The sequence below is a fragment of the Herbaspirillum sp. NPDC101397 genome (genome assembly GCF_044767325.1).
Lineage (GTDB): Bacteria > Pseudomonadota > Gammaproteobacteria > Burkholderiales > Burkholderiaceae_D > Herbaspirillum.
In genome coordinates, this window is sequence record NZ_JBIWNS010000008.1 from 237,640 (window position 1) to 258,295 (window position 20,656).

Annotated in this window: 23 protein-coding genes; 15 read left to right on the forward strand and 8 right to left on the reverse strand. The window is 55.5% G+C overall.

Features of this window, described 5'->3' with window-relative positions; genetic code table 11:
• The first annotated feature begins 27 nt into the window (after positions 1-27).
• The gene (locus ACIROW_RS20280; protein WP_402278286.1) at positions 28-858 is read left to right on the forward strand and encodes an AraC family transcriptional regulator; all 831 of its coding nucleotides are present in this window, start codon (positions 28-30) and stop codon (positions 856-858) included.
• Here the strand turns inward: ACIROW_RS20280 and ACIROW_RS20285 are convergent.
• Positions 855-1,493, reverse strand: a complete 639-nt coding sequence (locus ACIROW_RS20285) for a LysE family translocator (RefSeq protein ID WP_402278288.1) — start codon at positions 1,491-1,493, stop codon at positions 855-857. The genes ACIROW_RS20280 and ACIROW_RS20285 overlap by 4 nt on opposite strands.
• A 142-nt stretch (positions 1,494-1,635) precedes the next feature.
• Between ACIROW_RS20285 and ACIROW_RS20290 the strand changes: the two genes are divergently transcribed.
• The 8 genes from ACIROW_RS20290 (at position 1,636) to cysC (ending at position 8,686) form a co-directional block, all read left to right on the forward strand.
• Complete coding sequence (locus tag ACIROW_RS20290; protein WP_402278290.1) at positions 1,636-3,060, forward strand: M20/M25/M40 family metallo-hydrolase; 1,425 nt, start codon at positions 1,636-1,638, stop codon at positions 3,058-3,060.
• A 281-nt stretch (positions 3,061-3,341) separates the two neighbouring features.
• Positions 3,342-3,524, forward strand: coding sequence for a hypothetical protein (locus tag ACIROW_RS20295; protein ID WP_402278291.1), 183 nt, complete (start codon positions 3,342-3,344; stop codon positions 3,522-3,524).
• Positions 3,525-3,590: 66 nt separating this feature from the next.
• A complete protein-coding gene (locus ACIROW_RS20300) occupies positions 3,591-4,517 on the forward strand; it encodes a hypothetical protein (RefSeq protein WP_402278293.1) in 927 nt (308 codons plus the stop codon).
• Complete coding sequence (locus ACIROW_RS20305; RefSeq protein WP_402278295.1) at positions 4,498-5,223, forward strand: JmjC domain-containing protein; 726 nt, start codon at positions 4,498-4,500, stop codon at positions 5,221-5,223. The genes ACIROW_RS20300 and ACIROW_RS20305 overlap by 20 nt, the downstream gene beginning before the upstream one ends.
• The gene (locus ACIROW_RS20310) at positions 5,216-6,580 is read left to right on the forward strand and encodes an MATE family efflux transporter (protein WP_402278297.1); all 1,365 of its coding nucleotides are present in this window, start codon (positions 5,216-5,218) and stop codon (positions 6,578-6,580) included. Before ACIROW_RS20305 ends, ACIROW_RS20310 begins: the two co-directional genes overlap by 8 nt.
• Entirely contained in the window at positions 6,577-7,368 is a 792-nt protein-coding gene (locus tag ACIROW_RS20315; protein ID WP_402278298.1) for a sulfotransferase family protein, read from the forward strand. The genes ACIROW_RS20310 and ACIROW_RS20315 overlap by 4 nt, the downstream gene beginning before the upstream one ends.
• A 16-nt stretch (positions 7,369-7,384) precedes the next feature.
• Positions 7,385-7,945: a GNAT family N-acetyltransferase gene (locus tag ACIROW_RS20320; RefSeq protein WP_402278300.1), complete on the forward strand. Its 561-nt coding sequence runs from the start codon at positions 7,385-7,387 to the stop codon at positions 7,943-7,945.
• A gap of 135 nt (positions 7,946-8,080) precedes the next feature.
• On the forward strand, positions 8,081-8,686 hold the full coding sequence (cysC, locus tag ACIROW_RS20325; protein ID WP_402278339.1) for an adenylyl-sulfate kinase: 606 nt from the start codon (positions 8,081-8,083) through the stop codon (positions 8,684-8,686).
• A gap of 61 nt (positions 8,687-8,747) precedes the next feature.
• Here the strand turns inward: cysC and ACIROW_RS20330 are convergent, their stop codons facing one another.
• Genes ACIROW_RS20330 through ACIROW_RS20345 form a run of 4 tightly spaced genes read right to left on the reverse strand, consistent with a single transcriptional unit; the run spans position 8,748 to position 12,659 of the window.
• Positions 8,748-9,776: an ABC transporter ATP-binding protein gene (locus ACIROW_RS20330; protein WP_402278302.1), complete on the reverse strand. Its 1,029-nt coding sequence runs from the start codon at positions 9,774-9,776 to the stop codon at positions 8,748-8,750.
• Positions 9,773-10,756, reverse strand: a complete 984-nt coding sequence (locus ACIROW_RS20335) for an ABC transporter ATP-binding protein (protein WP_402278304.1) — start codon at positions 10,754-10,756, stop codon at positions 9,773-9,775. Before ACIROW_RS20335 ends, ACIROW_RS20330 begins: the two co-directional genes overlap by 4 nt.
• Before the next feature lie 12 nt (positions 10,757-10,768).
• Positions 10,769-11,680, reverse strand: coding sequence for an ABC transporter permease (locus ACIROW_RS20340; protein ID WP_402278306.1), 912 nt, complete (start codon positions 11,678-11,680; stop codon positions 10,769-10,771).
• A 1-nt stretch (position 11,681) separates the two neighbouring features.
• Positions 11,682-12,659 carry an ABC transporter permease gene (locus ACIROW_RS20345; RefSeq protein ID WP_402278308.1) on the reverse strand — a complete coding sequence of 326 codons (978 nt, stop codon included), beginning with the start codon at positions 12,657-12,659 and terminating at the stop codon, positions 11,682-11,684.
• Between the two features lie 188 nt (positions 12,660-12,847).
• On the opposite strand from ACIROW_RS20345, the gene ACIROW_RS20350 reads away from it, so the two are divergent.
• Positions 12,848-14,041 (forward strand): M20 aminoacylase family protein, encoded by a 1,194-nt coding sequence (locus ACIROW_RS20350; RefSeq protein WP_402278310.1) that lies wholly within the window; start codon positions 12,848-12,850, stop codon positions 14,039-14,041.
• A gap of 60 nt (positions 14,042-14,101) precedes the next feature.
• Here ACIROW_RS20350 and ACIROW_RS20355 read toward each other — a convergent pair whose 3' ends face one another.
• On the reverse strand, positions 14,102-14,563 hold the full coding sequence (locus tag ACIROW_RS20355) for a hypothetical protein (RefSeq protein ID WP_402278312.1): 462 nt from the start codon (positions 14,561-14,563) through the stop codon (positions 14,102-14,104).
• A 247-nt stretch (positions 14,564-14,810) separates the two neighbouring features.
• Between ACIROW_RS20355 and ACIROW_RS20360 the strand changes: the two genes are divergently transcribed.
• Entirely contained in the window at positions 14,811-15,164 is a 354-nt protein-coding gene (locus ACIROW_RS20360) for a DUF1304 domain-containing protein (protein ID WP_402278314.1), read from the forward strand.
• 1 nt (position 15,165) lies between these two features.
• On the opposite strand, the gene ACIROW_RS20365 is transcribed toward ACIROW_RS20360, so the two are convergent.
• Positions 15,166-15,990, reverse strand: a complete 825-nt coding sequence (locus tag ACIROW_RS20365; RefSeq protein WP_402278316.1) for a DUF3047 domain-containing protein — start codon at positions 15,988-15,990, stop codon at positions 15,166-15,168.
• 47 nt (positions 15,991-16,037) lie between these two features.
• Positions 16,038-17,021: a LysR family transcriptional regulator gene (locus ACIROW_RS20370; RefSeq protein ID WP_402278318.1), complete on the reverse strand. Its 984-nt coding sequence runs from the start codon at positions 17,019-17,021 to the stop codon at positions 16,038-16,040.
• 228 nt (positions 17,022-17,249) lie between these two features.
• On the opposite strand from ACIROW_RS20370, the gene araD1 reads away from it, so the two are divergent.
• From araD1 to ACIROW_RS20390, 4 genes are all read left to right on the forward strand, one after another.
• On the forward strand, positions 17,250-18,245 hold the full coding sequence (gene araD1 / locus ACIROW_RS20375) for an AraD1 family protein (RefSeq protein WP_402278320.1): 996 nt from the start codon (positions 17,250-17,252) through the stop codon (positions 18,243-18,245).
• Between the two features lie 329 nt (positions 18,246-18,574).
• Positions 18,575-19,258 carry an amino acid ABC transporter permease gene (locus ACIROW_RS20380; protein ID WP_053195114.1) on the forward strand — a complete coding sequence of 228 codons (684 nt, stop codon included), beginning with the start codon at positions 18,575-18,577 and terminating at the stop codon, positions 19,256-19,258.
• Positions 19,259-19,267: 9 nt separating this feature from the next.
• Positions 19,268-19,918 carry an amino acid ABC transporter permease gene (locus tag ACIROW_RS20385; protein WP_402278322.1) on the forward strand — a complete coding sequence of 217 codons (651 nt, stop codon included), beginning with the start codon at positions 19,268-19,270 and terminating at the stop codon, positions 19,916-19,918.
• Positions 19,902-20,636: an amino acid ABC transporter ATP-binding protein gene (locus tag ACIROW_RS20390; RefSeq protein WP_016832902.1), complete on the forward strand. Its 735-nt coding sequence runs from the start codon at positions 19,902-19,904 to the stop codon at positions 20,634-20,636. Before ACIROW_RS20385 ends, ACIROW_RS20390 begins: the two co-directional genes overlap by 17 nt.
• Positions 20,637-20,656 lie beyond the last annotated feature (20 nt).

The window sequence follows — 20,656 nt, forward strand, 5'->3', positions numbered from 1 at the left end:
TGCTGCATCCCTTATGAAGCCTTCGCGATGTCATCCAGACAACCTTCCTTTCCCTCCGCTTCTGCACCTGTCGTCGAATTCTGGCGCGACGCTGACTTGCCGTTCTGCGAAGGCCGGCGCGCGGTCGGCAGCGTCAGTTGCTACGCGCCGCATACGCACCCGACCTTCTCGATCGGCGTGGTCGACGCCGGTGCCAGCACGTTTTCGCTGCCGCACCAGCAAACACAGATCGGTCCCGGCGATGTCGTGCTGATCAACGCCGACGAGGTGCATTCATGCAATCCGGCCGACCGTGAAAGCTGGGGCTACCGCATGTTCCACCTCGACCGGCAATGGCTGCTGCAATTGCTCCAGGAAAACGATCTCGACGCCCTGCCTGCGTCCCAGGTACTGCATTCTCCGCGCGCATGCGAATTAATGGATGACATCACCGCTGCCATGAGCGGCAAGGACGAAGCATTGCAAAAGGAAACCGTACTGATCGCCGCGCTGTGCGAACTGTTCGGAATATGCCGGGAAGCCGACCTCGAAATGCATCAGGCGCGCTGTGCCGACCTGCAAAGCGTGCGCGATTATCTGCAAGCGCATTGCTGCGACAAGATCGCGCTGGAGACGCTGGCGCAACTGGCCGGGGTCGGGCGCTATCAGCTGATCCGCCAGTTCCGTGCGCAGTTCGGCATGACGCCGCACGCGCTGCAACTCGACATGCGCATCAACCTGGCGCGCGACTTCCTCCGGCGCGGCGCGTCACTGGCCGACGTCGCCTATCGCACCGGCTTCGCCGACCAGAGTCATTTTCACCGCATCTTCAAATCACGGGTGGCGGCGACGCCGGCGCAGTATCAGTTGATCGCCTAGACAACTGCGACCATCGCCGCAATCGCCAAGGCGATTCCACCCAGCAGCAGGACAACGCCGGCCAGCCACTCGGCGCACGCGAAATAACGGGCAATCCACTGCGCCACGCGCGCGTCCGACACCGCCAGCACCAGCCCGGCATCCCAGACGAACACCGCTGCAAACATCCACAAGCCGTACAGCAACTTGATGTGCATGCCGGTACCGGCGCCGACCATCAGCGTGAACAGGCCGAGATAGAACAAGCCGTTCTTCGGATTCAGGCCGCCCGACAAAAAACCGGCGACGAAACCGCGCAGAAAGCCGTCGCGACTGATCCCGCCCGCTTCTTCGTTCTTCAACGATGGCGCCGAACGACTGGCCTGCATGAAGGCCCAGCCGATGTACGCAAGATAGGCCGCCGCCAGCAACTTCATCACCATCAGCGCGCCCGGACTACGCTGCAACAGGCTGAAACCGGCCAGCGCCAGCACGATGTAGACGCCGTTGGCGCACGCGATCCCGAGGCTTGCGCCGATGCCGTTGCGGCGACCGTGGCGCAAGGCGCTGCGCAATAACAAAAGAAAATCCGGTCCCGGACTGACCAGCGCCAGCCAGTGTGCCGCCGCCAGCATGACGAATTCCTGCATGACCATAGCGCATCGCTCCCTCGAAGATGAGGCCCCGATGCTAGGCGGCGCGACGCCGGCCGTATTGAACAAAATTGCAGACCAAGGCAGCTTGCGTTAGGATCGCTTTCCCACAAGAAATAATTCAATTTCCCTCAGGAGACTTGCCATGCACTTCCGCTTTCCCGCTCTGCGCAGCATTGCCTGTGCTGCAGCCGCTCTCGCCTGCTCCAGCGTCTTCGCCCAGACCACCCAACCCTTGACGCCGCAACAACAAAGCTTCCACGCGATTTACAAGGAACTGGTGGAGATCAACACCACCCATTCCGTCGGCAGCACCACGCAGGCGGCGCAGGCGATGCAGGACGTCCTGCTCAAGGCCGGCTTCAGCAAGGATGAAATGCAGATCATCGAACCCTTCCCGCGCAAGGGCAATCTGGTGCTGCGCTGGAAAGGCACGGGCACTAAGAAACCGATGCTGCTGATGGCGCACATCGACGTGGTCGAAGCCAAGCGCGAAGACTGGAAAACCGATCCCTTCAAGCTGCAGGAAACCGGCGGTTACTTCACCGCCCGCGGCTCCATCGACGACAAGGCGATGGCGTCCTCCTTCGTCTCTGTGCTGAGCCAGCTGAAGCAAGAGGGCTTCAAGCCGCAGCGCGACATCATCATGGCGCTGACCGCAGATGAAGAGCGCGGCGACGTCGAAAGCAACGGCGCCATGTGGCTGCTCAAGAACAAACCCGAATTGCTGAAAGCCGAATTCGGCATCAACGAAGGCGGCGGCGGCGAACTGCGCAACGGCAAGCCCAACCTGCACCGCGTGCAGATCGCGGAAAAGCTGTACACCACCTATGAATTCGAACTGCGCGACGTCGGCGGCCACAGCTCGCTGCCGACCACCACCAATCCGATCTATGCCATGTCGGAGGCGCTCGCGCGTCTCGGCGCCTATCGCTTCCCGGTGATGCTGGCCGAAGTCACCAAGACCTACTTCAGCCGCACTGCACCGCTGATGTCCGGCCAGCTGGCAGACGACATGCGCGCGGTCGGCAACGGCAGCACCGATGCCGCCGTCATCGAGCGTCTTTCGAAGACGCCGCTGTACAACGCGCAACTGCGCACCACCTGTACCGCCACCATGGTCAACGCCGGCCACGCCGAAAACGCCCTGCCACAATCGGCCAAGGCCGTGGTCAATTGCCGCATGCTGCCGTTCGATGATCCGGACAAGGTCGAGGCGCAGCTGAAGCAAGTGATCACCAACAACGGCGCCAACGACAAGATCACCATGCGCCAGTTCGCCAAGCCGACCCGCAGCCCGGTGTCGCCGCTGCAGGGCGAGATGTTCTCGACCATCGAAGCATTGACCGGCGAAATGTGGCCGGGCGTGCCGGTGATTCCGTTCATGAGCACGGGCGCAACCGACAGCCGCTTCGCACGCAATGCGGGGATTCCGATGTACGGCGTGTCCGGCTTGTTCTTCGACCCGGCCGACCTGCGCACACACGGACTGGATGAGCGTGTGGAGATTCCGCGTCTGTACGATAGCCGCGAATTCATTTTGAAGCTGGTGAAAAAACTGGCGTCGTGATGCGCTGACGCTTGAAAAAAACGCCGGCATGATCGCCGGCGTTTTTTATTGTGCGTCGTAAAGAATACGTCACGTTAGGATCATCCTCCACACAACTGACCTATACGTGTCTTTCACGCACGCCAAAAGATAGTTGGCGACTTTTTCTTTTATCGACTTCCAAAAGTTATACGGGAACACGCCTCTATTGCCTAAGACATTGTTGACGCAATGGAAATAAGAATAATAGATTCAACTGCCAGCCGTAGGTTTCTGTTTTTCCACATTTGAAAGGAAATAGCATGAAAGCAAATTCTAGCGTTGTTCAATCAGCCGTATTTTCAGACTTGGCAAATCGTATCAATAGCGCCCCGTATGACGGGCCTCCTCAACACGAAATCGCGAAAATAATTTTAGAAAATAATGAAATTTTCAAAAATGGTATGGCAGGCGGTTGTGACAGCGAACCTTTTCATGTTCGCTAAAAAATCGACCCAATAATCGGAGTTGGGATAGCCCCAACAAAAGAAAACATTTCTGCGGCTTGGCTTATGTCAATCAGACTCATTAAGGTCAACACTATTCGTCGTGGCGCAAATACTTGCGTAGTTCCATTTAGCTTACTTTCTTTGCAAGAACAAAAATCAAAATATCTAAAAACCGATAATTCTCAATGGAAAACGATTGGAGAAAAAAACGGTAATTTGGAACGCATAGAAAATGCATGTAAATATTTTCAGTCAATCGTCGATACGTCCCAAACGATATCTTGGTCTGGCGTTTTTATCGGGGGCTCTCTAATAAAGAACTCTTGTGACGCATATTCAGATACGGATATCTCATTTATTTTCTGTGACAAAAAATATCCTGAATTAAAAACAGAAATCCAAAAAAAAGAAAGATCTGCCATAGGCTACCGAGAAGAGATTGAATTTCCTGAGAAAAACAGGCTAGACATTCGTTATCTACCCCTATCCGAGTTAAAAGCTGCTATCGCAATCTTTAACGAACGAAAAGATAGTTCTTCCTCCATACAAGATACGTTATTTAATTTAAAAGATGGTTACTACCTATATCAATCGTTCGAGTTGAGGGAGGTTCTTTTGTGCCTCGAATTTCAATACGCTCACACGATAAAAATCTATGAAAACAATCGCCCATTTATCAAACGCTACGACTTCAGAAAATTCTTAATCAGAGAGGACCAGTTCACGTACTTTGAAATGCTCAATATCTTGTTTTCCGCTTTTGTTCATATCTTGTATGCGGTAAATGGACGGTTCTTTGGAGGATATCGAAATTTAACAAAAAACAAGAACACATTTCAGGTTTTTCCTGTCGACGTGATCTCCGCATTTGAGAATGCGTACTCCGCTCCGAGCTTGTTTGTGATTGAAGAACTGTATCTTTACTTGGACTCTTTCATAGGTCAAATAGACATCGCACTGGAATATGAAAATGCGCGACTCGAAAATTAAATTTGAAGAATTTTTTGGCCTAGATAAAGAAAAATTCTTTACCACTTATTGGCAAGAATACTCTGCCTTAACTCATAGCCATCTCACAAAGCAAATTTTCAACTACTTAAAATTTGAATATGTCATCGACCTAATCAATCACGGAATGGAACTTGACGACTTCTCAATTTTAAGAGAGGGACGATATTGCCAACCTCATTCCTACATGAAAAACGGCCTTCTTTCGATAGACGCGATAACACATCTCTATGAAAAAGAAGAAACTACTATCTATATCAAGCGACTTGAAAAATACGATCCGGAAATTGAATCTATAACGCGCTATCTGTCCCAAGATCTTTACCCAGTAATTTTTCAGACCTGCTTATTTCTCTCCGCCAAAAATCAATTCGCTTTAGATGCGCATTTCGATGCGCACGATGCATTTATCATTCAAGTGAACGGAGAAAAAAAATGGAAAATATGGCCTTCAATTATTGAAGACCTTCCGTCTCTTTCAGCACCTAGCCTATATACATCTGAAGTTAAAGAATTCGCAGCCCTAACTCCCCCTATTGCTGAATACAATCTTCACCCTGGCGAAATCTTATATCTGCCTAGAAACACAATTCATCAGCCAGTCCCCACAGGAGAACGATCGGCGCATTTAAACATGTGGATGATTCCCCCGAAACTAAAAGCCTTTTCAAAAAACAACTATGCATAACGTTCATCCTTTCGAAAAGATGAATAAAGATGCTCTTTCTTTCTTTGAGTATTTTCGCGCATCAATACCGCTTGTCCTTTCAAATTTAGTAGGGTCCACCCAAGGACTATTCCATACGATCTTGGCGGGAATGATCAGTGCGTCAGCATTGTCGGTTACAGGATATGTAACGCGATCGTATTTTGTGTATGGATCATTGGTCATTGCAATCAACGCCGCCGGCAGCATTCGCCTCAATCGCCTAGGTGGTCGCCCAGAAAATCAAGAGCAGTACTTATCTTCGTTCAAAACTCTACTCATGTTTTCTGCAATCGCAGCGTTTCTCTGTTTTGTGATTTTTGTAATATTCGCGCCATTTTTAGTTGCGCCTGTGAGTGACGGTAATACCTATGAGAAAAATATTTTTTACTGTAGGTGCATGGGAGTTTCATACGCTCTAATAACCATTGCCAACCCGTTTTATCTAGGTCTAGTCGCATCAAAAAAAGGGAAAGAGGTTTTTTATAGTTCGTTTATTGCAGTTTGTATTGGCTTCGTGGCCGCTGCTTCCTCCTACTACATCTTTAAAGATCTCATTTTCTTAGGCCTTAGCGCGGCACTGACAGAAATATTTTTCTTCGCACTGACGGTCTATTTTTTTAATACTCATACGACATCTATTAAAAATATCCTCCCTAGGTTTAAGAAGACTCTTTTCTTTTTTAAGGATGCAAAAAACTTTCTTCGGGATGCAGGCAATCTTCTTATTGCAAATCTTTCCGTGAATATTGCCGACTACTTGTTATTCGCAATCTTCTCTAAAGATCTTCTTTTTTTGGCCACAATGGCACTTTACTATTCGTCGAGCGCCTGCATCCAAGGTGCTTCTCTTGGCTTTGCATCTGCCGCGGCAGTTGAAGTCGCTCGGGCAATGCAAGAGAAAAAAGACATCTTAAAAAAAATAATCAACACAACGATTCTTTACGCACTGATGGTGGCTTTTTTTTCTTCGGTGACAGTGATGGGTATTTTTCTATTTTCTGCATCAAACAATCAGGAAATCACTATTCCCTTCAGCGTGACACTTCTATGTTCCGTGATGGTATTTTCAGGGGCTGCCACGGCATTTCTTTCACGTGCCGTATTACGGTCTGGGGGAGATACTGCTTATATCAAAAAGTTTGCGATTTTCACGTCGATAGGCCTGCGTGTTCCTTGGACTTTTTCCATAGCTCACCTTTTGCCGGAATCCTCAACACGAACCACTACTCTATTCGTCGGCTATCTCGTGATATCTGGACTATCTCTCATTCTAGTTTTGCGCAGAACCTACACAATTAGTCGTCAACCACCATTCTCAATTGGAGGTATCCATTGATAGACACTATTTTCGTCTGTGGCTGTCCACGTTCCGGTAACACTTTGATTGGGAACCTTCTCGGGACCCTACCCAAGGTAATTTACACGGGTGAATTAGCCAGTGCATATTTTTCAATCCAAGTCGCTCACGAAGCCTTTTCCAGGATACCAACCCCCTTCAAAGATTCATACAGAGCGTCACTAATAAAACACGCCATGGATTTCGCAGAAAGAATCAGGACATCGCACGGTGAAAATAACATTCTGTGCGAGTCCACACCTTGGAATGTTCGTATCTTGAAGAAGCTACGTTTGGTTTATCCCAATGCTTTATTTGTTTTTATGCTGAGACATTATTCAGGCGTGATTCAAAGCCTGCGTCGATCCTGGTCACAAAATTATCCATGGACAGGACCATCTGATCTAGAGCGAGCCTACCTATGGCGCGATTTAAATAACCATATATTGGATTTTAGCGACGACCAATCCATATATATCGGCTATGACGGCTTTTGTGCGTCCCCAGTCTCGGCTTTAACGAGCCTTAGAGAACAGCTTAACAAATTTGGCGTACAAGGCGACTTTGACGTAGAAGTACTCACTCATAGTTACGCCAATACCCAGTCTCGGACCACGATTGCTGACACAAACTCGTCCGGGAAAATGGCCCTTAATCGCATATCGTCATTTGACAAAGCCGATTGGAATATCCGTACTACCTCCTCGCTTCACGATATTGTCGCCAAAACTCACGAGGGACTCTCCAATCGATTTAGAGACATTTACACGAACCCTTATGATTTTTGAATGAGAGGCACCGACCATGAGAAACGAAGACCTTCCTATAGATGAGAGAGTAACCTTCGTCCGCTGGGACGATAAGCACATCAAGCAACTTCCTGGAGTTGCAAACAATTTGAAAATCTCGGCCAATATGGCAGATCGATTTCCAAGTCCCTATACTCATCAAGACGCGTCTAACTTTGTTAAAAAAATGATGTTGTGTTCAGAGACTCATTCCTGGGCAATTGAATTAGATGGCCACCTCGTGGGCGGCATAGGATTAAGCATTCGAACAGGTGCAGCATTTCATTCCACCGGCCTCGCTTACTGGCTAGGAGAGGAATATTGGGGAAAAGGAATTGCTTCCTACGCGGTTAAAAATATTGTCACTTACGTGTTTGATACGATTAAATTGGTGCGTATTGAAACAACCGTTTTTCATTGGACTTCTGCTTCTGTGAGAGTTCTTGAAAAATGCGGATTTACAAAGGAAGGGACTCTGAAAAGCAGTTTTATTAAAAACGGAAAGATTGTGGACCGATATGTTTTTTCCTTAATTGAGAAAAAGAACTTTGCGCTGTTCGAATCCGATCCGGTCTGAAAAATCGTTATCAAACAAGGGCCGATCTCGTACCTCATTGAAAAAACGATCTTAATAGACATTTAATGCCCTTATTTCCGATCCCTGTAGAGAGTGTTTGTAGAGATCAAAAAGGATTCATTTTTTATTTTTCTAATGAAAAAAGAGACTTTTTTTAGAACTCAGCCATTGAGTTCCGCGAGTCAGACGTACTCGCGCAGACATGAAGGTGCAGTATTGTGGTTGACTGGACTTTCAGGATCCGGGAAATCTACCTTGTCCAAGGCTTTGGCAAGCGCACTAATTCCCTTAGGTTATCAATGCTACGTGCTGGACGGGGACAATCTTCGTGAAGGTTTGAATTCTGACTTGGGGTTTACTCAAATAGACCGTGCTGAGAATATCCGGCGAGGTAGCGAAGTCGCAAATCTTTTCGCAGATGCCGGCTTAATTTGTATTGCAGCATTCATCTCCCCCTACTTCGAAGACAGATTGCAAGCACGTGGACGCTGCTGTCAGCCTTTTCATGAAATATATATAGCAGCGGATTTAACAACGTGCGAAGCGAGAGATCCCAAAGGTCTATATAAAAAGGCGAGATCAGGGGATTTATTGAATTTCACAGGAATTGGTGCACCCTACGAGCCGCCAGAAAATCCGCAGTACGTAATAAATACTGCCAGCGAAGAACTAGATACGTGTGTAGGAATGCTGGTTAATTACGTGCAAATGAATATCCCACTGCTTAAAAAAATGAAATGAGAGAAATAAAGGAGTTTCCGTTTGATTTGTCTCAAAACGCCGGCATGATCGCCGGCGTTTTTTACTGCGCGTCGTTCAGATGGCAAGCCGACATGTGCCCCGGCGCGATTTCCCGCAACAATGGCTTTTCCACCGAGCAGCGCGGCATCGCATGCGGGCAGCGCGGATGGAAGTGGCATCCCGAAGGTGGATTCAGCGGCGACGGGATTTCGCCCTTGACGGCGAAGTAAGTCGCCTTGCCGACTTCCAGCTTTGGCGCCGAGGCCAGCAGCGCTTGCGTGTAGGGATGGTTGGCGCGCGCGAAGACGGCGTCGGTCGGCGCCGATTCGACGATGCGTCCCAGATACATGATCAGCACGCGGTCGGAGATATGCCGCACCACGCCGAGGTCGTGGCTGATGAACAGATAGGTCAGGTCGAGCTCGTCGCGCAGCTTGATGAACAGATTGAGCACCTGCGCCTGTATGGATACGTCAAGGGCCGCCACTGCCTCGTCGCAGACCAGGAATTTCGGCTTGACCGCGAGCGCACGCGCGATGCCGACACGGGCGCGCTGACCGCCGGAAAACTGATGCGGAAAACGGCGCAGCATGTCGCCGCTCAATCCCACGCGCTGCAGCAGGTCGGCAACATAGTCCTGCTGCTCGCGCTTGCCGGTGATTCCGTGTACGACCGGCGCTTCGCCGACGATGTCGACCACGCGCAGGCGCGGATTGAGCGAGGCGTAGGGATCCTGGAAAATCATCTGGATCGCCAGCTGGCGCTCGCGCCGTTGTTGCGGCGACAGCGCGTCGAGATCTTCCCCTTGCCACAGGCGCTGCCCTTCGGTCAGGCCATGCAGGCCTACCGCCATGCGGCCCAGCGTCGATTTTCCGCATCCCGACTCACCGACCAGGCCGACCACTTCGCCGGCGTGGATGTGCAGGCTGACGTCATCGACTGCGTGCACGACTTCTTCGTGGAGGACTTTACCGAACGGCCGTGTAATCAGGTTGGAGGTCTTCGCCGCGCTGTCGAGCGGTTTGACGAAGCGTTTGAAAACGTGGCGCAGTTCCAGCAATGGCGGCATGTTGTCGTGTTCCTGGTTCATGCGATGCTCCCTGCGGGCGCATCGGCCATCGGATGGAAGCAGCGTAAGGCGCGGCCGTCGACGATGCGCGTCTCCGGCGTCTGCGTACATTCGCTGGTGGCGTGCGCGCAGCGGTCGCGGAAGGCGCAGCCGGCGGGCAATTTCAGAAGCGACGGCGTGCTGCCGGGAATCTGGCTCAAGGCCTGGCCGCGCGGATTGCGCGACGGCGCCGAGGCGATCAGGCCATGGGTGTAAGGATGGCGTGGATGGGTCAGCACCCGGGCGACGTCGCCGCTTTCAACGATGCGGCCGGCGTACATCACGCTGACGGTGTCGGCCAATCCGGCGACCACGGAAAGATCATGGGTGATCCAGATCAGCGCCGTACCGGATTCGCGGCACAGCTTCTGCATCTCGAACAGGATCTGGCCCTGGATGGTGACGTCGAGCGCCGTGGTCGGCTCGTCGCAAATGATCAGGTCGGGCTTGTTGAGCAGCGCAATCGCGATGGCGACGCGCTGGCGCATGCCGCCCGAGAACTGATGCGGATAGGCGTTCAGGCGTTCGTCCGGCGCGGCGATACCAACCCGCACCAGCGCGTCGCGCGCCATTGCCAGCGCTGCCTCCTTGCTGACGTCCTGATGCGCGCGCACGGCTTCGACCATCTGCGTGTCGATGCGCAGCACCGGATTGAGCGTCATCATCGGATCCTGGAAAATCATCGCGATGCGGTTGCCGCGGATGCGGCGCATTTCTTCGGCGGGCAGGCTGCGCAGGTCGCGGCCGTTGAGCAGGATGCGGCCGCCGGCCACTTTGCCCGGCTCGTCGATCAGGCCCATGATGGAATAACCGGTCATCGATTTGCCGGAACCGGATTCGCCGACCAGTCCCATGACCTGCCCCGGCCCGACAGTGAAGGAAACATCATCCACCGCGCGCGCGATACCGCCGCGCGAGAGGAAATGCGTCTGCAGGTTTTCTACTTGCAAGGTGGCGGTCATCGCATTGTCTTTCTACTGCCCTTGCAGGCGTGGATTGAGCACGTCGCGCAACTGGTCGGCGACCAGGTTGATCGCCACCACCGTCGCCAGCAGCGCTACGCCGGGGAAGAAGCTGATCCAGTATTTTCCCGACATCAGGTATTGAAAACCGTTGGAGATCAGCAGCCCCAGTGACGGTTCCGTCACCGGCAGGCCGAGCCCGAGGAAGGACAGCGTCGCTTCCAGCGAAATCGCCGACGCCACTTGCAGCGCCGCGATCACGATCAGCGGCGGCAGGCAGTTCGGCAACAGATGGCGGAACATGATGCGCAGCGGCGACAGGCCGAGCAGGCGCGCGGCTTCGATGTATTCCTTCTTGCGCTCCACCAGCGCCGTGCTGCGCGTGGTGCGCGCGTAATACGCCCACTGCACGGTGACTAGCGCAATGATGATCTTGTCGACGCCGCGACCGGTCAAGGCCAGCAAAATCAGCGCCACCAGGATCGGTGGAAACGCCAGCTGGATGTCGGCCACACGCATGATCAGCGCCTCGATGCGGCCGCCCGCATAGCCGGCCAGCAAACCGAGCGACAGGCCGATGGCCAGCGCAATCACGGTGCTGGTGACGCCGACCATGACGGAAATGCGCAAGCCGTAGAGGATCGCCGACAGCATGTCGCGACCCTGGTCGTCGGTGCCGAGCAGGTAGGTAAGATCGCTTTCCATGGCGGTCTTGCCCGGTTCCAGGCGCGAATCCATGACGTCGAGATGTTCGAGGTCGTAAGGATTCTGCGGCGCGACCAGCGGCGCGAACAAAGCCGCCAGCAAGATCAGCAGCAGCAATGCAAAGCCGAAGGTAGCGATGCGGCTGGCGAAATAGCCTTGCAGGAAACGCGTGAAGGGCGTGTCGGCCTGGGTGATTTTCCGGATTAATTTCGAAACCATGTCAGCCCTTCGCTTCCGACAGGCGTACACGCGGATCGAGCAGCGAATACAGCAGGTCGACACACAGATTAATGAGGATGAAGATGACCACGATCAGCGACAGGAAGGCGACGATCACGGGCCGGTCGAGCACGCGGATGGAATCGATCAGCAGCTTGCCGACGCCGGGCCAGGCGAAGATGGATTCGGTCACGATCGAGAACGCAATGATGGAGCCGAACTGCAGCGCCACCACGGTGACGATCGGAATCAGGATGTTCTTGAGCACGTGCACGCCGATGATGCGACTGTTGCGCAGTCCCTTGGCGCGGGCGAACTTGATGTAATCCTGCAGCAGCGCTTCTTGGGTGCCGGCGCGCGTGAGGCGGATGATCAGCGCGATGTTGAACAGCGACAGGTTGAGCGCCGGCATCAGCAAATGCTTAAGCCCGTCCCAGGTCAGGAAGCCGAGCGGGACGCCGAACAGCAGCGCCGTCTGACCGCGTCCGCCGGTCGGCAGCCAGCCCAGCTCGACCGCGAACACCATGATCAGCATCAGCCCGACCCAGAAGGTCGGCAGTGAAAAACCGAAGATCGACACCGTCATGATGGTCTTGCCGGCAACACTCTTCGGCCGCAAACCCGCCCATAATCCCAGCGGCAGTCCGATCACAATGGCAATCAGGATGGCGGACACTGCCAGTTCCAACGTCGCCGGCAGGCGCTCCAGGATCAGGCCCAGTGCCGGCATGGCGTAGACGAAGGAACGTCCCATGTCGCCGGCCAGGGCATTCTTGATGAAATAAAAATATTGCACCCACAACGGCTGGTCCAGTCCGAAGGCGGCGATCACGCGCGCGCGCTCGATCTGGTCGGCGTCGGCGCTGATGAGGATATCGATGGGGTTGCCGATGGCGTAGACGCTGACGAACACCAGCAGCGACATCAGCAATAACACGGCAAGGCTCTGGACGCAGCGGCGGATTATGAAAACAAGCATTGGCGGTTGGCTGGTGAATGAACAAACTGCGAAAAGCGAATGGTGCAGAAAACATGCAAGAGAAGCAACTACATTTATGGAAGCCGCTCAAGCCTGGGAGTAATATAGACGAGACCGCGACAAAAGACTTGCCGTCGCAATCATTAACATCAGTGTCGAAATGACAACACAGCAGCAAGGTAAGCACTATGAAACTCATCGATCCCATCACCAAATTCCACGCCGAATTGCAAAAAATCCGGCGCGACATCCACGCTCACCCCGAACTGAGTTATGAAGAAGTACGTACCTCCGACGTCGTCGCGCAAAAGCTGACCGAATGGGGCATCCCGGTGGTACGTGGCATGGGCGTCACCGGCGTGGTCGGCATCATCAAGGGCGGCGACGGTCCGCGTGCGATCGGCTTGCGCGCTGACATGGATGCATTGCCGATGCCGGAGCTGAACACCTTCCCGCATGCGTCCAAAAATGCCGGCAAGATGCACGCCTGTGGTCACGACGGCCACACCGCCATGCTGCTGGGCGCGGCGCATCACTTGTCGCAACACCGTGATTTCGTTGGCACCGTGTATGTGATTTTCCAGCCGGCCGAAGAAGGCGGCCGCGGCGCCGAGCGTATGATTCAGGACGGCCTGTTTGAAAAATATCCGATGGATGCGGTGTTCGGCATGCACAACTGGCCGGGCATGAAGGTCGGCACCTTCGGCGTCACGCCGGGACCGATGATGGCGTCGAGCAATGAGTTCGAAGTGATCGTCAAGGGCAAGGGTTCGCACGCGGCGCAGCCGCACAAGTCCATCGACCCGGTCATGACGGCGGTGCAGATTGCGCAGAGCTGGCAGACCATCGTCTCGCGCAATGCCAATCCCAACGATCCGGCCGTCTTGTCGATCACCCAGATCCATGCCGGCAGCGCCACTAATGTCATCCCCGACAACGCCAGCCTGATCGGCACCGTGCGCACCTTCAGCGCGCCGGTGCTGGACCTGATCGAGCGCCGCATGCAGGAGATCGCCGAACATACGGCGGCAGCCTTCGATGCCGAAGTTGATTTCAACTTCCAGCGCAACTATCCACCGCTGATCAATCACGCCAAGGAAACCGCATTCGCAGTGGATGTCCTGCAAGGCATCGTCGGCGCCGAGAATGTCAACGCCACGGTCGAACCGACCATGGGGGCGGAAGATTTTGCCTTCATGCTGCAGCACAAACCCGGTTGCTATGTCTTCATCGGCAACGGCGAAGGCGGCCATCGCGACAGCGGCCACGGCCTCGGTCCGTGCAACCTGCACAATCCTAGCTACGACTTCAACGATGATTTGCTGCCGCTCGGCGCGACCTATTGGGTGCGTCTGGCGGAGGCATTCCTGAAGCCGCAATAAAATCTTGTTGATGCAAAAAAACGGCGGGCCTTCTTGGCGCCGCCGTTTTTTATTGCCCGCTTACTTTGCAAGAATCGCTACAGCCTGTCTGCCATAGTTGACGATGTAACCGCCGTTCTCCTGCTGCCAGGCGCGCGCGGTTGGTTCGTCGGGAAACCAGTTCTGCTCGAAGTCGCCGAACTGGCCTTGCTCGAAGCGATAGCGATCCAGTGCGGTGGTGTCGCAGCGGTCGATGTCCTGCTTGCAAACGTCCCAGCTGGCGAAACCGAGTTCGCGCGCCAGCGTATGCAGGATGTGTTTCAGCTGCAGGGTTTCGCGCACGTTGTACAAGTCGGTGACGGCGAGCTCCGGCATGAGGCCGGCGTCGATCACCCGGCGCAGCACCGGCAAGGCTTTGCTGGGCTGGTCGGCGCGACCGTCGCGCACCAGCCGGCGCGCATGGCGACGCAGGAATTCGCTGTTGCAGGGTTCGCCGGCAACATTACGGAGTTGTTTGAACAGGGGATGGGAGGTAGACCACATAACGTTCCTTTCATATCGACCGTTCTCGCTCCGGTCATATCAAGGTTTCAACGTCAGGGCATATCCGAAAAGGAAGGTGCGCGTAACAATGAACAGGTGCGTCAGCTTTCGCGAGACCGGGCCTCCTGTCAGGCCCGGCGCCATTGTAGCGGCTTTCGCGCGATGCCTGCAACCGCGATTCACGCACTATGTTCATGAACTGTTGTTTCAGGCATGATCACGAGACAAATCATAACAAGGAGAAACAATGAAACTGCTCGCCGACATTCTGGTGGCGCTGATCGCCGTGCTGCACGTCTGGATACTGGTGTTGGAGATGTTCCTGTGGACCAAGCCGCTGGGGCTGAAGACTTTCCGCCAGTCGCGCGAAGCGGCCGAGGCGTCCAGGGTGCTGGCCGCCAACCAGGGCCTCTACAACGGTTTCCTCGCAGCCGGCCTGGCGTGGGGACTGATCTCCGGCGACGGTGCGATCAAGCTGTTTTTCGTCGCGTGCGTGCTGGTGGCGGGCATCTACGGCGGCGTTACCGCCAAGCGCTCGATCCTGTATGTACAAGGATTGCCGGCCTTGCTGGCCTTGCTCGCGCTGCTGGCGGTGCGTTAATTCATTGTTGCGGTGACGGCGTCTGTCCGGCCACCGTGGCCTGGCGCAACAGGCGAATGTCGCCGTACCACGCCTCCACTTTTTCTTCAGTGTTGTCGGTGTCGGTGAGTACGCCGACGCCGATCAGCCGTCCCGGCTGTTCGCCGTACACCTTCACGTAGTCGTCAACGATGTTGCGCTGGTAGCTGACCCACTGCCCGACATTGGCGGCGCCACTTTCGGCCACCAGCATCTGGATGCGGCCGGTGCGCGTGTTGGCGATGACGGTTTCCTTGGGCGCCTTGTTTTCCCAGATGTACATCAGCGTTGCATAGGGAAAGTCATGTCCCGACACCAGCTTGGCGGTGTCGAACAGGATGGTGTCCATGAAGGACAGCTTGCTCTTGTCGCCGTCGAAGGCCAGCACGATGCGCACCGGCGAATCTTCGGTGTCGCGGAAACGATTGTCGGCGGTCTTGATCAGTGCCGAAGTCTTCCAGCTCCAGGTCAGCCACGGTTGCTTGACCGGATCGATATTGACCTCATGGCGCAGGCCCGACGAGGCCCTGTCGGCGAAGGCGCGCAACACGGTGCGATCGCCGTCCTTGATCAGGCTGTATTCAGTGGCCTTCTTCTTGCGCATGAAAATCAGCGGGTCCCACTCCTTCGGCAGGCCTTGCGCCGGATTGGTCGAGAACAGCGCGAGCGCCTGATCCAGCTTGACCTGCTTGGCGACCGGATCATGTACTTTTTGCGTGTTGGCGCAAGCGGCGAGGACAGCGACCACGGCGGCCAACATGGCCAGGCGCAGGGGGGACGGCAGTGAAGATGTGAAGACAGACTTCATGGATTCTCGAGGAGATGCTGCGATGGAAAATGGGCGCTGGCAACCGTTCAGTTTTGCTGGCGCAGGATATTGATGAACATCTTCCCGATCGACGACAGGGTGGCGTTTTTGCGGGTCACGATACCATAGTGCTCGATGCGGGTCTTCAGATGCACGGGCAGGATGCACAGCATCTGCTTGGCCGCGAAGAAGTGGGCGATATCCAGCGGCATCACCGCGACCATGTTCGATTGCGCCAACAAGGTGACGGTGACGAAGGGCGATGCCGTTTCGATAACATTGGCCGGCACCTTCATTCCCTCGAGCTTGAATTCGTGCTCGATCCAGATGCGCATCGGCATATTGCTTGAGTACAGGATCCACGACGACGTCGACAATTCCTGCAGGCGCACCTTTTGCGCGGTCGCCAATGGGTGGTCGAGGCCGGTGACGATGCACATCGGTTCACCGCGCAGCATTTCATAGTTGTACAGCTGCGGCTGTGAACTCACCGACGAACGTCCCACCATCAGGTCGATGCGGCCCTGGTCCAGCAGCAGCAGCTGACGGGCGCTGGTGTCTTCGGTGATTTCGATTGACACTTCCGGCTGCACCTCGCGCAAGCGCGTCAAGGCGCGCGTCACCAGCGGCGCGGCGCCCATGATGGTACCGATCGACAATCTGCCGCCCTGCCCGGTCAGCATGCCCTGCAACTCGTCGCGCAGATTGCTGATGTCGCTCTGGATCAGGCGCGCATAGCGGATCACGCAGCGGCCCAGCTCGGTGGCTTCGATGCCGCGCGTCGAACGGTCAAACAGCGTGACGCCCAGCGCCGACTCCATTTCATGCAGCGCCTTGGTGGCGGCCGGTTGCGTCATGTGCATGACTTCGGCGGCCTTGTGCAGCGAACCCTGCTCGTCGAGCGCCGTCAGCAAGGCCACTTGCTTGAAGCGCAGGCGGCTGACGATCGCGCTCACCGAGGGCAAAACCGCAGGCGTTTCCTGGGTTGCCTGCAGTTGGTTATCACCCGATGAATTAAGGTCATTAGACATCGTTGTGGAAGCCTCTTATATTTTGTCCAGCAAAAACATAATGCTAACGCATCCATACTCGAGCGGATGTGAATAATTTCATGGAGACATTGGCGAAATTAATCTGAGCGCGACTGCACATTGCAGCGGCGCGCGGTTGATTCGACCTGCCGGCGCCCATGCTGCGCCACAGCATCCGATGCGCGCGGCGCCATCGCCGGATGTCTCCACATCAACATCGGAGACAACGTGAGACTGATTCAATTCGAAGACCGCCAGGGCGACCGCAAGGTCGGCATCGTGTGCGGCAAAGCCATCAACGTGGTTTCCCAAGTCAGCACCATGCATGAGCTGGCCCTGCTGGCGATTGCCGAAGGCAATTCGCTGGAGCGCCAGGCGCAACTGCTCAACAGCAATACCTCGGAAGATTACGCCGCCATCCTGAAGGAAAACCGTATCCTGGCGCCGCTGGACCATGCAGACCCTGCGCATTGCCTGGTGTCCGGCACCGGCCTGACCCATCTGGGCAGCGCCTCCACGCGCGACAAGATGCACCAGAAGCTGGACGACGACGAAAGCGCCATGACCGACACCATGCGCATGTTCAAGTGGGGCCTGGACGGCGGTCGTCCCGGTCGCGGCAAGGTCGGCGCACAGCCGGAATGGTTCTACAAGGGCGACGGCGATATCGTGGTCAATCCGGGCGCAGCCTTCCCGATGCCTGAGTTTGCCGAAGACGCCGGTGAAGAGCCCGAGCTGACCGGCCTGTACATCATTGGTGAAGACGGCCAGCCGCATCGCCTCGGTTTCGCCATCGGCAACGAATTTTCCGATCACGTGGTGGAGCGCAAGAATTACCTGTACCTGGCGCATTCGAAGTTGCGCTATTGCTCCTTCGGCCCCGAGCTGCTGGTCGGCGAACTGCCCGCCAATCTGGTCGGCATGAGCCGCATCCGCCGCGACGGCCGCGTGATCTGGGAGAAGGAATTTCTCTCCGGCCAGGACAATATGTGCCACGCCATCGAGAACCTGGAGTACCACCACTTCAAGTACAACCAGTTCCTGCGTCCGGGCGACATCCACGTCCACTTCTTCGGCACCGCGACGCTGTCGTTTGCCGACGGCGTACGTACCCAACTGGGCGACACGTTTGAAATCAGCCTGCCGGATTTCGGTGAGCCGCTGGTCAACGGCATTGTGCGCGAACAATCGCGCATTGCCATCGACGGCATCAAAGTACTTTGATTTTTATTTGACAAGTTTCAGGAATGTAGTCGTTACCGAAAGAAAAGCGCCCATCAAGAGGCGATTGCCGATACGCTCACCGGACCGGACACCGATCCGCAGCGCATCAATAATGAACTGTCCTGCGTAGCGGACCTCCCGGTCCGGCCAGGCCTCAGCAAGGAGACCCAGCAATGCCAACACACTTCCATCCGACGTGCGTCATGAGGACGTCCGCATTCCCTGTTCCATCTGTCCTTCCATCCATGCCTTGGATCGCTGCCTGATTCGCCACCGGACTCTGCGGCTTCCCGGAATCAGCCGCCGTCCCGAAGACTTCTGGAGACTTCATGCATTACACCTTTGATTTCATGAGCGTGTTCGTCAACTGGCCCCGTCTGCTCGAAGGCGCCTGGCTGACGGTACAGTTATCCGCGCTCTCCATCGTATTGGGCTTTGTGGTCGGCACGCTGTGCGCCATCGCCTTCAAGAGCAAGAGCTGGCTGCTGCAAGCGCTGGTCAAGACCTATGTCGAGATCATTCGCAATACGCCGCTGCTGGTGCAGGTGTTCCTGGTCTATTTCGGCCTGGCGAGCATCGGCTTGCGCCTGACTGCGGAAACCGCCGCCGTGATCGCGCTGACCGTCAACGTCGGCGCCTACACCGCAGAGATCATGCGCGCCGGCATCAACTCCATCCACCCCGGCCAGATCGAAGCGGCCGAATGCCTGGGCATGTCCAAGTTCCATGTCTACTGGCATGTGGTGTTGTTGCCTGCGGTGGAACGCGTCTATCCGTCGCTGACCAGCCAGTTCATCCTGCTGATGCTGGCATCGAGCATCACCTCGCAGATCTCTGCCGAAGAACTGACCGCCACCGCCAACCTGGTGCAGTCGGAGACCTTCCGCAGCTTTGAAGTGTATGTGGTGATCGCCGTTGCCTACCTGGCCTTGTCCTTCCTGTTCCGCGCCGCATTCTGGCTGGTCGGGAAGACCGCGTTTGTGCGCAAGCGCAAACTCGGCACCAATCTGTAAGGAGACCACGTGACCTCATTTACCTTTTTACACGTCGAGTACCTGCTGCAGGCGGCGGTCTGGACCGTGGTCCTGTCGCTGGTGGCGTTCGTCTTCGGCGGCGCGGCCGGCTTCGTGATCGCGCTGTGGCGCGTGTCGCCCAACAAGACGCTGCGCGCCATCGCCAGCTGGTACATCCAGATCGTCCAGGGCATCCCGCTGCTGGTGATCCTGTTCGTGGCCTATTTCGGCCTGGCGATTGCCGGCTTCAAGCTGTCGCCGCTGGTGGCCGCCGGGATTTCGTTTGCGGTGTATTGCGCGGCCTTCCTCGGCGAAATCTGGCGCGGCTGCATCCAGGCGGTGCCGAAGACGCAGTGGGAAGCATCCGAATGCCTGGGCTTCAACCGCTTCGAACAATTGCAGAAAGTGATCCTGCCGCAGGCGTTCAAGATTGCCATCCCGCCGACCGTCGGCTTCATGGTGCAGATCGTCAAGAACACCTCGCTGGCATCGGTGATCGGTTTCGTCGACCTGTCGCGCGCCGGCCAGATCATCAACAACTCGACTTTCCAGCCGTTCACCGTGTTCGGCTGCGTGGCCCTGATTTATTTTTGTCTCTGCTATCCGCTGTCGGCGCTGAGCAAGCACTTTGAAAGGAAATTGAATGTCAGCAATCGTTAGCATCAACAATCTGCACAAGAGCTTCGGCACGAACAAGGTGTTGAACGGCGTCTCGCTGGATGTGCAGAAGGGCCAGATGGTTGCGATCATCGGCCGCAGCGGATCGGGCAAGAGCACCTTGCTGCGTTGCCTCAACGGGCTCGAACGCATCGACTCCGGCGACATCAACGTGTGCGGCCATGACATCCATCATCCGGACAAGCTCAACCTGCGCGAGCTGCGCAAGCAGGTCGGCATCGTGTTCCAGAGCTACAACCTGTTCCCGCACGTGACCGTGGAGCGCAACATCACGCTGGCGCTGACCACCATCAAAAAGATGGCGACAGCAGAAGCGAAAAAAATCGCGCACAATGTGCTGACGCTGGTCGGCTTGGAAGCAAAGAAGGAAGCCTATCCGGAGCAACTCTCCGGCGGCCAGGCGCAGCGCGTGGCGATTGCCCGTTCGCTGGCGATGGCGCCGGAACTGATGCTGTTCGACGAAGTGACGTCGGCGCTCGATCCGGAACTGACCGGCGAAGTATTGAAGGTCATGGAAGACTTGTCCAAACAGGGCATGACCATGGTGCTGGTCACGCATGAAATGGCGTTCGCGCGCAAACTGGCTGACGTGCTGGTGTTCATGCATCAGGGAAAAGTCTGGGAAATGGGACCTCCGGACGAGCTGTTCACCAATCCCAAGACCGCTGAACTGGCGAAGTTCGTCAGCAGCGAGTTGTAATTTGTAAAATTTTCTTCACC

Bases quoted from the DNA above. Each gene is read 5' to 3' on its own strand.
- ACIROW_RS20365 (WP_402278316.1), bottom strand. From the start codon at position 15,990: ATGAAGTCTGTCTTCACATCTTCACTGCCGTCCCCCCTGCGCCTGGCC.
- ACIROW_RS20380 (WP_053195114.1), top strand. From the start codon at position 18,575: ATGCATTACACCTTTGATTTCATGAGCGTGTTCGTCAACTGGCCCCGT.
- ACIROW_RS20285 (WP_402278288.1), bottom strand. From the start codon at position 1,493: ATGGTCATGCAGGAATTCGTCATGCTGGCGGCGGCACACTGGCTGGCG.
- ACIROW_RS20345 (WP_402278308.1), bottom strand. From the start codon at position 12,659: ATGCTTGTTTTCATAATCCGCCGCTGCGTCCAGAGCCTTGCCGTGTTA.
- ACIROW_RS20370 (WP_402278318.1), bottom strand. From the start codon at position 17,021: ATGTCTAATGACCTTAATTCATCGGGTGATAACCAACTGCAGGCAACC.
- ACIROW_RS20320 (WP_402278300.1), top strand. From the start codon at position 7,385: ATGAGAAACGAAGACCTTCCTATAGATGAGAGAGTAACCTTCGTCCGC.
- ACIROW_RS20340 (WP_402278306.1), bottom strand. From the start codon at position 11,680: ATGGTTTCGAAATTAATCCGGAAAATCACCCAGGCCGACACGCCCTTC.
- cysC (WP_402278339.1), top strand. From the start codon at position 8,081: ATGAAAAAAGAGACTTTTTTTAGAACTCAGCCATTGAGTTCCGCGAGT.
- ACIROW_RS20300 (WP_402278293.1), top strand. From the start codon at position 3,591: ATGTCAATCAGACTCATTAAGGTCAACACTATTCGTCGTGGCGCAAAT.
- ACIROW_RS20305 (WP_402278295.1), top strand. From the start codon at position 4,498: ATGCGCGACTCGAAAATTAAATTTGAAGAATTTTTTGGCCTAGATAAA.
- ACIROW_RS20335 (WP_402278304.1), bottom strand. From the start codon at position 10,756: ATGACCGCCACCTTGCAAGTAGAAAACCTGCAGACGCATTTCCTCTCG.
- ACIROW_RS20330 (WP_402278302.1), bottom strand. From the start codon at position 9,776: ATGAACCAGGAACACGACAACATGCCGCCATTGCTGGAACTGCGCCAC.
- ACIROW_RS20355 (WP_402278312.1), bottom strand. From the start codon at position 14,563: ATGTGGTCTACCTCCCATCCCCTGTTCAAACAACTCCGTAATGTTGCC.
- ACIROW_RS20290 (WP_402278290.1), top strand. From the start codon at position 1,636: ATGCACTTCCGCTTTCCCGCTCTGCGCAGCATTGCCTGTGCTGCAGCC.
- ACIROW_RS20390 (WP_016832902.1), top strand. From the start codon at position 19,902: ATGTCAGCAATCGTTAGCATCAACAATCTGCACAAGAGCTTCGGCACG.
- ACIROW_RS20310 (WP_402278297.1), top strand. From the start codon at position 5,216: ATGCATAACGTTCATCCTTTCGAAAAGATGAATAAAGATGCTCTTTCT.
- ACIROW_RS20360 (WP_402278314.1), top strand. From the start codon at position 14,811: ATGAAACTGCTCGCCGACATTCTGGTGGCGCTGATCGCCGTGCTGCAC.
- ACIROW_RS20295 (WP_402278291.1), top strand. From the start codon at position 3,342: ATGAAAGCAAATTCTAGCGTTGTTCAATCAGCCGTATTTTCAGACTTG.
- ACIROW_RS20350 (WP_402278310.1), top strand. From the start codon at position 12,848: ATGAAACTCATCGATCCCATCACCAAATTCCACGCCGAATTGCAAAAA.
- ACIROW_RS20280 (WP_402278286.1), top strand. From the start codon at position 28: ATGTCATCCAGACAACCTTCCTTTCCCTCCGCTTCTGCACCTGTCGTC.